General features: G+C 60.4%; 11 protein-coding genes and 1 pseudogene. 10 read left to right on the plus strand and 2 right to left on the minus strand.

Annotated elements, in window-relative coordinates; genetic code table 11:
• Window positions 1–331: 331 nt before the first annotated feature.
• Window positions 332–532 carry a hypothetical protein gene (locus BLV61_RS22585; protein ID WP_090317178.1) on the minus strand — a complete coding sequence of 67 codons (201 nt, stop codon included), beginning with the start codon at window positions 530–532 and terminating at the stop codon, window positions 332–334.
• A 682-nt stretch (window positions 533–1214) separates the two neighbouring features.
• Between BLV61_RS22585 and pcaR the strand changes: the two genes are divergently transcribed.
• The 10 genes and pseudogenes from pcaR (at window position 1215) to pcaC (ending at window position 10510) form a co-directional block, all read left to right on the plus strand.
• Window positions 1215–2057 (plus strand): pca regulon transcriptional regulator PcaR, encoded by an 843-nt coding sequence (gene pcaR / locus BLV61_RS22590; RefSeq protein ID WP_047526497.1) that lies wholly within the window; start codon window positions 1215–1217, stop codon window positions 2055–2057.
• A gap of 290 nt (window positions 2058–2347) precedes the next feature.
• Complete coding sequence (gene pcaK / locus BLV61_RS22595) at window positions 2348–3694, plus strand: 4-hydroxybenzoate transporter PcaK (RefSeq protein ID WP_047526498.1); 1347 nt, start codon at window positions 2348–2350, stop codon at window positions 3692–3694.
• A 189-nt stretch (window positions 3695–3883) separates the two neighbouring features.
• Window positions 3884–3976 (plus strand): annotated as a pseudogene (locus tag BLV61_RS31080) (CoA-transferase subunit beta); the annotation flags it as partial.
• Window positions 3973–5178: a 3-oxoadipyl-CoA thiolase gene (gene pcaF, locus BLV61_RS22600; protein ID WP_208604230.1), complete on the plus strand. Its 1206-nt coding sequence runs from the start codon at window positions 3973–3975 to the stop codon at window positions 5176–5178. The pseudogene BLV61_RS31080 and the gene pcaF, both read left to right, overlap by 4 nt.
• A 36-nt stretch (window positions 5179–5214) precedes the next feature.
• Entirely contained in the window at window positions 5215–5919 is a 705-nt protein-coding gene (gene pcaH / locus BLV61_RS22605; protein ID WP_090467522.1) for a protocatechuate 3,4-dioxygenase subunit beta, read from the plus strand.
• Between the two features lies 1 nt (window position 5920).
• The gene (gene pcaG, locus BLV61_RS22610; protein WP_090467524.1) at window positions 5921–6487 is read left to right on the plus strand and encodes a protocatechuate 3,4-dioxygenase subunit alpha; all 567 of its coding nucleotides are present in this window, start codon (window positions 5921–5923) and stop codon (window positions 6485–6487) included.
• A 102-nt stretch (window positions 6488–6589) separates the two neighbouring features.
• On the plus strand, window positions 6590–7894 hold the full coding sequence (locus BLV61_RS22615; RefSeq protein ID WP_090467527.1) for an MFS family transporter: 1305 nt from the start codon (window positions 6590–6592) through the stop codon (window positions 7892–7894).
• Between the two features lie 45 nt (window positions 7895–7939).
• Complete coding sequence (locus BLV61_RS22620; protein ID WP_047526506.1) at window positions 7940–9304, plus strand: 3-carboxy-cis,cis-muconate cycloisomerase; 1365 nt, start codon at window positions 7940–7942, stop codon at window positions 9302–9304.
• A gap of 11 nt (window positions 9305–9315) precedes the next feature.
• On the plus strand, window positions 9316–10107 hold the full coding sequence (gene pcaD, locus BLV61_RS22625; protein ID WP_090467529.1) for a 3-oxoadipate enol-lactonase: 792 nt from the start codon (window positions 9316–9318) through the stop codon (window positions 10105–10107).
• 10 nt (window positions 10108–10117) lie between these two features.
• Window positions 10118–10510 (plus strand): 4-carboxymuconolactone decarboxylase, encoded by a 393-nt coding sequence (gene pcaC, locus BLV61_RS22630; RefSeq protein ID WP_047526509.1) that lies wholly within the window; start codon window positions 10118–10120, stop codon window positions 10508–10510.
• Window positions 10511–10671: 161 nt separating this feature from the next.
• Here the strand turns inward: pcaC and BLV61_RS22635 are convergent, their stop codons facing one another.
• The gene (locus tag BLV61_RS22635) at window positions 10672–11931 is read right to left on the minus strand and encodes an OprD family porin (protein ID WP_090467531.1); all 1260 of its coding nucleotides are present in this window, start codon (window positions 11929–11931) and stop codon (window positions 10672–10674) included.
• Window positions 11932–12377: the final 446 nt, after the last annotated feature.

The following is a 12377-nucleotide window of genomic DNA, read 5'->3' on the forward strand; positions in this document are numbered from 1 at the left end:
AGACTGTGAATCGATGCACTAGCTGCTCATCGGTAACATTCTTCAACGATTTATTTTGCATCAGTACCCAAAAAATCCGTGATTTTTCAGGCCTTGCAAGTCATTGAATTTATTTGAAAAGCCTTGTGCTACAAGGGTTTCAGTTCCTGAGAGGAGACTGCTGAATGCTTGTATGAAATTTCTGAGAGGAGGGTCAGATGTGAGCCTTTTACCTCGTCCGATGGTCAAGGTGGTCGCTGCCCGCTTGTAGCAGGCGCAAAAGGCAACATCAATACATCCCGCTTTTAACGGGTGTAAATGCAGACCCTTGAAAGGACTCAGGCCGAAGCAGTCATGGCTCTTCGGCCTTGAGTTCCTTTTCCATCTTCTGCAGTTCCTGGATGAATGCCTGATCCTGAACGGTGGCGCGTTTACGCCAGGGTTTGCGTTCCGGTTCGGGCTGGGCGGCGTAGGTGGTGACTTCCCCGCCGTACACTTCCTTGTAACGTTGTTCCTGGCGCTCAAGTTCCGCGCGCAGTTCGTCTTTCGTCACAGTGCTACCTGATTGAGTTGAGATAAATTCTGGTGAAAACGCGCTGCTCAATGTATTGACCACACTCATCGAAATGACGACGCCCTTGAAGGCATCGTTTACGGCAGTGGGATCTATACTTCCATGTTGCAGGCGGCCACGGCACCAGAGAAGAACGGCTGACGTAGCATCAGTTTCCTGTTCAGCGAGCGCGTTGGCGATGCAAATGCAGGCAGCGTCAGGCGCTTGCTGTGGGTGGCGGCGATGGAATATCGCGCCACCGCGTAGTCGGTTGGGCAAGTAAAAAACCGCTTGGCGACTGAATTGCATTATAGCGAGCGAATCACAGAACACTATCGCCAATGAGTTAAAAGTCGATCTTGATGTGTGATTGGTTTGTTACCCCTAACTTTCGGCTAACTAGATAGGTGTCTGATGCCACTTGGCTGCGATGTCTTTCTGACGCCATTAAGTCGAGCAACTTGGGTAACTACATCGAATCGTAAAGTCCGCACGGATTCCAGAGTAACAACATCTCAGGAAAACCGTGCCGCCCGGTCAGTGAGCGGCGGGATTGTGCACAGCGTCGATTGCGATTATCGGCCGATAGTTCGATAATCGCCCAATGTTGATGGGGTGGGCTGGTGCAGCAGGCCAGTAGCCGCTTGTAGTAGTCACCGATCCGTGTGGATAAGGACCTTAAATGAACGATCAATTGCGCAACTCTTTCGCTTCAGTGGCTCCGCCGATTGTCGCTTCACCCGCCAAACGGATCCAGGCCCTGACCGGCGACCCGGATTTCATGACGTCCCTGGCGCGTGGACTGGCCGTCGTGCAAGCGTTCCAGGAACGCAAGCGGCACCTGACCATCGCCCAGATCAGTCATCGCACGGAAATTCCCCGCGCTGCCGTGCGCCGTTGCTTGCATACGCTGATCAAGCTCGGTTATGCCACCACCGATGGCCGGACTTATTCCCTGCTACCCAAAGTGCTGACCCTCGGGCATGCCTATGTTTCCTCCACGCCGCTGGCGGTCTCTGCCCAGCCGTATCTGGACCGCATGAGCGAGCAACTGCACGAAGCCTGCAACATGGCGACCCTGGAAGGCGACGACATCTTGTACATCGCCCGCTCGGCAACCACCCAGCGCCTGATTTCGGTTGACCTCTCGGTGGGCGGGCGCTTGCCGGCCTATTGCACGTCGATGGGCAGGATCCTGCTGGCCGCCCTGGATGATACGTCGCTGGGTGAGTACCTCGACCACGCGGAGCTGCAAGCCAAGACCAGTCGAACCATCCACACCCCCGAAGCACTGCTGGAGTGCTTGCAGGAAGTGCGGCAACAGGGTTGGTGCATCGTCGATCAGGAACTGGAGCAGGGCCTGCGCTCGATTGCCGTTCCGGTGTACGACGCGTCCGGTCAGGTCGTCGCGGCCCTGAACGTCAGCACCCACGCCGGACGGGTGAGTCGCAACGAACTGGAACAGCGCTTCCTGCCCGGCCTGTTGAGTGCCAGCCGCGACCTCAGTACCCAGCTGTTTAGCTAAGCTGTTCGATAAACGCACAGAGTCGCGTTCGGTGAATTGACGCTCTTTCCCTTGGCTCATTAATGTCGCGGCAGCGTCATCCGGCGCTGTCGGTACCGATTCGGCGCCGGACGACGACCCCATAATAATGAGAAGAGGCACCCCTCATGCGCATGTTCCCTACCTGCAGCCGTTCCCACTGTTTTTCTTGTCAGGCCCGAATCGCCTGATCCCGACACCCCTTTTCCCTGTAACAGCGTCAGCCACGGCTGGCCCCTGTTCGACTGCGTTTTTTGCGTGGAATAAAAATAATGAACCAGCCTCAGTCTGCTGTAGGTAACTGCCTCGACGTGCAGTCCTTCATCAACGCTCAACCCATTTCGCGCTATCAGTGGCGAGTGGTGATCCTGTGTTTTCTGATTGTCTTCCTCGATGGCCTCGACACGGCCGCCATGGGGTTCATCGCGCCGGCCCTGTCTCAGGACTGGGGCATCGATCGCGCCAGTCTCGGCCCGGTGATGAGTGCGGCACTGATCGGCATGGTGTTCGGCGCGCTGGGCTCCGGCCCTTTGGCTGACCGCTTCGGGCGAAAAGTCGTACTGGTGGGGGCGGTGCTGTTGTTCGGTGCGTTCAGCCTGGCCTCGGCCTACAGCACCAATGTCGACCAGTTGCTCGTGTTGCGTTTCCTGACTGGCCTGGGATTGGGTGCGGGCATGCCCAACGCCACCACACTGCTGTCGGAATACACCCCGGAACGCAAGAAGTCCTTGCTGGTGACCAGCATGTTCTGTGGTTTCAACCTCGGCATGGCCGGTGGCGGATTCATTTCCGCCAAGTTGATCCCGACGTTCGGCTGGCACAGCTTGTTGCTGATCGGTGGGGTCCTGCCGTTGATCCTCGGCGTCGTGTTGCTGCTGTGGCTGCCGGAATCGGCGCGCTATCTCGTCGTGCGCAACCGTGGCACCGACAAAGTGCGCAAGGCGCTGGCGCCGATTGACCCGACAGTGGTGGCCCAGGCTTCCAGTTTCAGTGTGCCGGAACAGAAAACCGTGAAGGCGCGCAACGTGTTTGCGGTGATCTTCTCCGGCACCTACAGCGTCGGCACGCTGTTGTTGTGGCTGACCTACTTCATGGGCCTGGTGATCGTGTACTTGCTGACCAGTTGGCTGCCGACCCTGATGCGTGACAGTGGCGCCAGCATGGAGCAAGCGGCGTTCATCGGTGCGCTGTTCCAATTCGGTGGCGTATTGAGTGCCGTGGGCGTGGGTTGGGCGATGGACCGGTTCAATCCACACAAGGTCATCGGCACTTTCTACCTGTTGGCCGGGGTGTTTGCCTACGCGGTAGGGCAGAGCCTGGGCAACATCACGATATTGGCGACCCTGGTGCTGATCGCCGGGATGTGCGTCAACGGTGCGCAATCGGCAATGCCTTCGCTGGCGGCGCGGTTCTATCCGACCCAGGGACGTGCCACCGGCGTGTCGTGGATGCTCGGCATTGGCCGCTTCGGCGCCATCCTGGGGGCGTGGATGGGGGCAACGCTGTTGGGCCTGGGCTGGAACTTCGAGCAAGTGCTGACCGCGCTGGTGATTCCGGCGGCGCTCGCCACGACGGCGGTGGTGATCAAGGGCCTGGTCAGTCATGCGGATGCAACCTGAGCGATGATCGGTAGTGAGATAACAATGTGTTCGATAGGCGAACGCTCATTCGATTATCGGATTGTTTGGCGTTTTTCAGAGGCTTAATCTTCAGTGATCCCGGCGCTGCGCATCGGCGCCTTTTTCACTGTCGGTCGATAACAAACGGAAGCCCGCCCCAATGGCTGTTTTGCCGATCACATCGATAGCACTGCCGACCCGACCGAAGTCGAACTGACGGCACTGCGTGACCTCGAAGCCCTTACTGCAGCGGCCCACGGCCAAGCCCCAGGAGAAGCATAATGCGTGACGTTTATATCTGCGACGCGATTCGTACCCCCATCGGCCGTTTCGGCGGTGGTCTGTCGGCGGTTCGCGCCGACGACCTGGCCGCCGTGCCAATCAAGGCTTTGATGGAGCGTAATCCGTCGGTGGACTGGAATGCGGTGGACGAGGTGTTCCTCGGCTGCGCCAACCAGGCCGGTGAAGACAACCGCAACGTGGCGCGCATGGCGCTGCTGCTGGCGGGGCTGCCGGAAACCATTCCGGGCGTGACCCTCAATCGCCTTTGCGCTTCGGGTATGGACGCCATTGGCACCGCATTCCGCGCCATTGCCAGCGGTGAAATGGAGCTGGCGATTGCTGGTGGCGTCGAGTCGATGTCCCGCGCGCCGTTCGTGATGGGCAAGGCCGATGCCGCGTTCTCGCGCAACATGAAGCTCGAAGACACCACCATTGGCTGGCGTTTCATCAACCCGTTGATGAAAGCCCAGTACGGTGTGGATGCGATGCCGCAGACCGCTGACAACGTGGCTGACGACTACAAGGTCTCCCGCGCCGATCAGGACGCTTTCGCCCTGCGCAGCCAGCAACGCACCGCCGTGGCCCAGACCGCAGGCTTTTTCGCCGAAGAAATCGTCGAAGTGCGCATTGCCCACAAGAAGGGTGAAACCGTGGTCAGCCAGGACGAGCATCCTCGTGCCGACACCACCCTCGAAGCCCTGACCAAACTCAAACCGGTCAACGGCCCCGACAAAACCGTGACCGCCGGCAACGCTTCGGGCGTGAACGACGGTGCGGCTGCGCTGATCCTGGCGTCGGCCGAAGCCGTGAAAAAACACGGCCTGACCGCTCGTGCCAAAGTGCTGGGCATGGCCAGTGCCGGTGTTGCGCCTCGGGTGATGGGCATCGGCCCGGTGCCGGCGGTACGCAAACTGACCGAACGCCTGGGCGTGGCTGTCAGCGATTTCGATGTGATCGAACTCAACGAAGCCTTCGCCAGCCAGGGTTTGGCGGTGCTGCGCGAGTTGGGCATCGCGGACGACGCACCTCAGGTCAACCCGAACGGTGGCGCCATTGCCTTGGGGCATCCGTTGGGCATGAGTGGAGCGCGCTTGGTCTTGACGGCTCTGCATCAACTGGAAAAAACCGGTGGCAAGAAAGGCCTGGCGACCATGTGCGTCGGCGTTGGCCAAGGGCTGGCGTTGGCAATCGAGCGCGTCTGACCCGCTTCGAAGACAAGAACAACAGAGGAATGCTTCATGACTGACAAGCCTGGTTACCGTCGCCCGCAGGAAGGCACTCAGCCGCCTTACCTGCACCCGACTTACCAATCCACCAACCTGCGCTCGCCGTCCAAGCCTCTGGTGTTCTTGCCTCATTCGCTGTCGGAAATCACCGGGCCGACCATTGGCGCCGAGCGCATCCACGAGCAGGACAATGACCTGACGGCTCAGCATGAGGGCGAGCCGCTGGGTGAGCGCATCATCATCCACGGCCGCGTGCTGGACGAGAATGGTCTGCCGGTGCCGGGGATTCTGGTGGAAATCTGGCAGGCCAATGCTGCCGGTCGCTACAACCATGCCCGCGATCTGCACGACGCGCCGCTGGACCCGAACTTCACCGGCACCGGCCGCACCGTCACCGACGCCGATGGCTGGTACCAGTTCCAGACCATCAAGCCTGGTGCCTATCCGTGGGGAAACCACCACAATGCCTGGCGCCCGGCGCACATCCATTTTTCGCTGTTCGGGCCGAGCATTCTGACGCGCCTGGTCACGCAAATGTATTTCCCGGGCGACCCGCTGCTGGCGTACGACCCGATCTACAACTGCGTGCCCGACACCCGTGCCAAAGAACGCTTGATCGCCAGCTTCGACCTGGAAAAAACCATCCCTTCCTACGCCCTCGGTTATCGCTGGGACATCGTTTTGCGCGGCCGCGATGCCACGCCGATGGAGAAATAAGATGACGCTGACTGCGACCACGTCCCACACCGTCGGACCTTACTACCACATCGGCCTGACTTGGCTGAACCGTGAAAACCTTACCGTCGAACAGACCCTGGGTGAGCGCGTGGCCATCACCGGGCAGGTGCTCGATGGCAATGGCGACGTTGTCAACGATGCGATGCTGGAAGTCTGGCAGGCCAACGCCGCCGGCAAATACGACCACCCGGAAGACGACCAGGACAAACCCCTGGACCCGAACTTCGAAGGTTTTGGCCGGATACCGGTGGATGCCGAAGGTCGGTTCCGTTTCACCACCATCAAACCGGGTACGGTGGAAGGCCTCAAGGGTACGACCCAGGCGCCACACCTGGTGGTGTTGGTGTTCGCACGCGGACTGGTGAAGCACTTGCTGACGAGGATCTATTTCGACGGCGAACCGGCCAATGGGGCGGACCCGCTGCTCGAGTGCGTGCCGGTCGAACGCCGCGACACCTTGCTGGCGAAGCAGGATGCGACCGGTGTCTATCAGTGGAATGTGATTTTGCAAGGCACTGAGGCGGAGACGGTGTTCTTCGATTATTGAGAGCGCAGCACGCTATAGGGATAGACGTCGCTAATGCTTCTGCGGAACGGGGCTGTTGCAAAGTGTGTCTAGACTCACACTGTCCCCATTGAGTGAAAAACAATGACAACGACTACTGTTTCAGAACCGCTATACACCGGCGAAGAGCGCAACAAGCGGATCTTCGCCATTGTCGGCGCCTCGTCCGGCAACCTGGTTGAATGGTTCGACTTCTACGTCTACGCCTTCTGTGCGATCTATTTCGCGCCTGCCTTCTTTCCGTCCGATAACCCTACGGTGCAGTTGGTCAACACCGCCGGTGTGTTTGCCGCCGGGTTCCTGATGCGGCCGATAGGTGGGTGGATTTTTGGCCGGGTTGCGGACAAGCACGGGCGCAAGAATTCGATGCTGATCTCGATTCTGATGATGTGCTTCGGCTCATTGCTCATCGCTTGCCTGCCGACCTACAACAGCATCGGCGTCTGGGCACCGATCATGCTGCTGTTCGCCCGTCTGCTCCAGGGCCTGTCGGTGGGCGGCGAATACGGCACCACCGCCACCTACATGAGCGAAGTCGCGCTCAAGGGCCAACGTGGTTTCTTCGCTTCATTCCAGTACGTGACGCTGATTGGCGGGCAATTGCTGGCGGTGTCGCTGGTGGTGGTCCTGCAACAGTTCCTCACCGAAGATGACCTGCGTGCCTACGGCTGGCGGATCCCGTTCGTGGTCGGTGCGGTGGCCGCGCTGATTTCGTTGTTCCTGCGTCGTACGCTGAAAGAAACCACCAGCAAGGAAATGCGTGAAAACAAGGACGCCGGCAGCATCAGCGCGCTGTTCCGCGACCATAAAGCCGCGTTCATCACCGTGCTCGGCTACACCGCCGGTGGCTCGCTGATTTTCTACACCTTCACCACCTACATGCAGAAGTACCTGGTGAACACCGCCGGCATGCCGGCCAAGACCGCCAGCTACATCATGACGGGCGCACTGTTCCTTTATATGTGCATGCAGCCGCTGTTCGGCATGCTCGCCGACAAGATCGGCCGTCGTAACTCGATGCTCTGGTTCGGCGCCCTCGGTACGCTGTTCACCGTGCCGATCCTGCTGAGCCTGAAAAGCATCAGCAGTCCGTTCCTGGCCTTTGTGCTGATTACCGTGGCGCTGGCGATCGTCAGTTTCTACACCTCGATCAGCGGCCTGGTGAAAGCCGAGACGTTCCCGCCGGAAGTCCGGGCACTGGGCGTCGGCCTGGCGTATGCGGTGGCGAATGCGATCTTCGGCGGTTCGGCGGAATATGTGGCGTTGAGCCTTAAAGCGGGGGGCATGGAAAACTCCTTCTACTGGTACGTGACCGTGATGATGGCGATCGCGCTCCTGTTCAGCCTGCGCCTGCCCAAGCAAGCGAAGTACCTGCATCATGACCTTTGATCCATACCCGCGGGCCCGAGTGGCCCGCGCTTCCAAGGACTGTTTATGAACGAGCGACCGGGCAATCAATTGTTCGATGCCTATTTCACTGCCCGCGAGATGCGTGAAGTGTTCTGCGATCAGGGCCGGGTTCAGGCCATGCTCGATTTTGAAGCGGCGCTGGCCAGGGCCGAAGCTCGGGTCGGTCTGATTCCGCACACGGCGGTGGCGCCGATCGAGGCAGCCTGCCAGGCCGGGCATTACGATTTTGCGGCTCTCGGCGAAGCCATTGCCACGGCGGGTAATTCGGCGATTCCGTTGGTCAAGGCCTTGGGCAAACAGATCGCGGCGAACGATGCCCAGGCCGAGCGCTATGTGCACTTGGGCGCCACCAGTCAGGACGTGATGGACAGCGGTCTGGTCCTGCAATTGCGTCGCGCACTGCAACTGATCGACAGCGATCTGGCGCAACTGGGCCAGACGCTCGCCACCCAGGCCCAACGATATGCGGCCACGCCACTGGCCGGGCGCACCTGGTTGCAACACGCAACGCCGGTCACCCTGGGCATGAAGATCGCCGGCTGGCTGGGTGCAGTCACCCGTAGTCGCCAGCGTTTGCTCGAACTCAAACCGCGTTTGCTGGTGCTGCAATTCGGTGGCGCTTCGGGAACCCTCGCGGCACTCGGTGAGCAGGCGATGCCGATTGCCCAGGCCTTGGCCGAGGAACTGCGCCTGACCTTGCCCGATCAACCCTGGCACACCCAGCGTGATCGTCTGGTGGAGTTCGGTTCGGTGCTGGGATTGATCGCTGGCAGCCTCGGTAAGCTCGGGCGTGATATCAGCCTGTTGATGCAGACCGAAGCCGCCGAAGTGTTCGAGCCCTCGGCTCCCGGCAAGGGCGGTTCCTCGACCATGCCGCATAAGCGCAACCCCGTGGGCGCGGCGGTGCTGATCGGCGCCGCGACTCGCGTGCCGGGCCTGCTCTCGACGCTGTTCAGCGCCATGCCGCAGGAACACGAGCGCAGCCTGGGGCTGTGGCATGCCGAGTGGGAAACCCTGCCGGAGATTTGCTGCCTGGTGTCCGGCAGCCTGAAACAAGCGCTGTTGGTGACCCAGGGCCTGGAAGTGGACGCCGGGCGCATGGCCCGCAACCTCGACCTGACCCAGGGCCTGGTGCTTGCCGAAGCGGTGAGCATCGTCCTCGCACAACGGGTGGGGCGCGATACGGCGCATCATCTGTTGGAGCAATGCTGCAAACGCGCGGTGGCCGAACACCGGCACCTGCGCGCGGTGCTCGGCGACGAGCCGCAAGTGACCGCCGAGCTGTCGGCGGCTGAACTCGATCATCTGTTGGACCCCGCCCATTACCTCGGTCAGGCCCGTACCTGGGTCGAGCGAGCGGTGGCTGAACATTCTGCATTGACTGCCTGAAGGAGATTGCTGTGGCTTTCGTACAACTCGCCGAGGGCGAATTGCATTACCAACTCGACGGCCCGGCCAATGCGCCGGTGCTGGTGCTGTCCAACTCCCTGGGTACCGACCTGCACATGTGGGACGCGCAAATGGCGGCCTTCACCGAGCATTTCCGCGTATTGCGTTTCGATACCCGTGGCCACGGCCAGTCGCTGGTGACGCCGGGCCCGTACAGCATCGAGCAACTGGGCCACGACGTGCTCGCGCTGCTTGATGCCTTGCACATCGAGCGTGCGCATTTCTGTGGCTTGTCCATGGGCGGCTTGATCGGCCAGTGGCTGGGGATCAATGCCGGCGAACGCTTGAATTCGCTAGTGGTGTGCAACACCTCGGCGAAAATCGGCGAACTGTCGGTGTGGAATCCGCGCATCGAAACCGTGCTGCGTGACGGTGCTGCGGCCATGGTTGCCCTGCGCGATGCGTCGATTGCTCGCTGGTTCACTCCGGACTTCTCCGCCGCCAACCCGACGGCGGCCAAGCAGATCACCGACATGCTGGCGGCCACTTCACCCGAAGGCTATGCAGCCAACTGCGCGGCGGTACGCGATGCCGATTTCCGCGATCAATTGGGCTCGATCAAGGTGCCACTGCTGGTGATCGCCGGCACCGAAGACGCGGTAACGCCGCCGTCCGGTGGGCACTTCATTCAGGAGCATGTGGCCGGCGCCGAGTACGCCGAGTTCTATGCCGCGCATTTGTCCAACGTTCAGGCCGGCGCCGCGTTCAGCGAGCGGGTTCTGGCGTTTTTGTTGGCTCATTAAGGGGACTGTCGTGGACGAAAAACAACGTTACGACGAGGGCATGAAAGTCCGTCGCGCGGTACTGGGCGACGCCCACGTCGACCGCAGCCTGACCGCGTTGACCGAGTTCAACTCGGAGTTTCAGGAAATGATCACCCGCCACGCCTGGGGTGACATCTGGACCCGCCCGGGCCTGCCGCGCCACACCCGCAGCCTGATCACCATCGCCATGCTGATTGGCATGAACCGTGAGGGTGAGCTCAAACTGCACCTGCGTGCCGCCGCCAACAATGGCGTGAGCCGTGGCGAGATCAAGGAAGTGATCATGCAGAGCGCGATTTACTGCGGCATTCCGGCAGCCAATGCCACGTTCCACCTGGCCGAGTCGGTCTGGGATGAATTGGGGATTGAATCGCGGGAGTGATCCTGGTGGTTTTCGGTGCCTGAGCTGATGCTATCGCTGCCAGGCCAGCTCCCACAGTGGTCCGATGTGAACGCCAATTCTGTGGTCACTGAAGATCCCTGTGGGAGCTGGCCTGCCAGCGATGGCGTCGGTGAGATCGCCATCGCTGGCAAGCCATGCTCCTACAACAGGCTGATCGGATAGCTGATGATCAGGCGGTTCTCATCGAACTCGTTGTTGCTGTAATCACGGCGCATGGTCGAGTTACGCCATTTCAGGTTCAGGTTCTTCAGCGCACCGCTCTGCACGGTGTAGCCCAGTTCACTTTCACGTCCCCATTCCTTGCCGTCGGTGATGTTGCCGGTATGCACGTTATCGCCGCTGATGTAGCGGTTCATCAGGGTCAGGCCCGGCACGCCGAGGGCGACGAAGTTGTAGTCGTGACGCACTTGCCAGGATTTTTCCCGGGCGTTGTCATAGCTGGAGTTGTAACTGTCGTTGGCCAGGGTGCCACCGCTGGTGCCGTTGACCCGCATCCACGGACTGTCGCCGGTGAGTTTCTGCAGGCCGACGTAAAAGGTGTTGCCGCCGTACTTGGCCGAGAACAGGCCAAACAGGGTTTTGTTGTCCAGCTGGCCGGCGCGGGCGCTGCCGTCATCCTTGCCGTAGAAGAAACCGAGGTTGGCGCCCAGGGTCCAGTCACCCAATGGCTGGCTGTGCACCAGGTTGATGAGTTGCTGGCTGTAGATGTCCTTGAGTTCAGCGTTCCACACACCGATCTGAGTGCGTTTTTCGTTGAACTGGTATTCGCCGCCCTGGAAGTTGAATCGATCAGAGGTGAACGCCGCTTTGCCGGTCATCGACATGTCGCTCATGCTGCTGTCGTCACGTGGGCTGTTCTGCCGGAACTGGCCGCCGTAGAGCGTCAGGCCGTCGATTTCCTTCGAGGTGATCTGGCCGCCGCGGAAGGTTTGCGGCAGAGAGCGCCCGTCATCCGAACGCAGGATCGGCAGCACGGGCATCCAGTCGCCCACCTTAGCCTCGGTTTGCGACAGCTTGGCCTTGAACGCCACGTTGGTGCGACCGAAGTTGTCCGCCGGGCGACCATCGTGGTCCAGCGGCAGCAACTGCGTGCCACCGGTGCCTTTGCCGCCGTCGAGTTTCACCGAGTACAGCCCCAGCACATCCATGCCGAAGCCGACGGTGCCTTGGGTGAACCCGGATTTGGCATCGAGGATGAAACTCTGCGTCCACTCCTCAGCCTTGCCTTGAGCCTTGGTCGGGTTGGTGAAGTTGCGGTTGATGTAGAAGTTGCGCAGGTTCAGGTTGACCTTGGCGCCTTCGACAAAGCCCGACTCTTCGGCCTGGGCAGGCAGGGTCGCGCTGGCCAGGGCGATGGCGATCAGGCTGGGTACGAAATACGGCGCGTTGGAAGGCGTCATGGGCTCGGGTCTCTCTAATTCTTGTGGATGAATGGGGGCGTGCCGCAACCCGCTGGGTGCAGACAAAAAAATCGGTCAATTCGGGGTGGAACCTGGGTATCAGCCGGACAGGGCAGGGCGCGGGGGCATGGTGTCGAACCTGTTGTTATTGGTTTTGTGGTTCGGATGGTGCTTGGGATGTACTGGATGGTTCAATCTGTGAAAGCGGGTTTTGGGCGATAATCGAACGCAAGATTAAATATGGATATGCGGTGAGTGTGCTGGCCTCATCGCGGGCAAGCCCGCTCCCACAGGTTTAGCGTGAGCTCACAAAGTCGAGCTCCACAGAGACACTGTGGCAGTGAGCTTGCTCCGGGCGACGTTCCGACGATGGGCACTGCCTAACGACAAAACTTTTCTCGCCGCCAACAAAAAGCCCACCAAAAGGCGGGCTTCCTGTCATTCGG

The organism is Pseudomonas mohnii (assembly GCF_900105115.1).
GTDB classification, from domain to species: Bacteria; Pseudomonadota; Gammaproteobacteria; order Pseudomonadales; family Pseudomonadaceae; genus Aquipseudomonas; species Aquipseudomonas mohnii.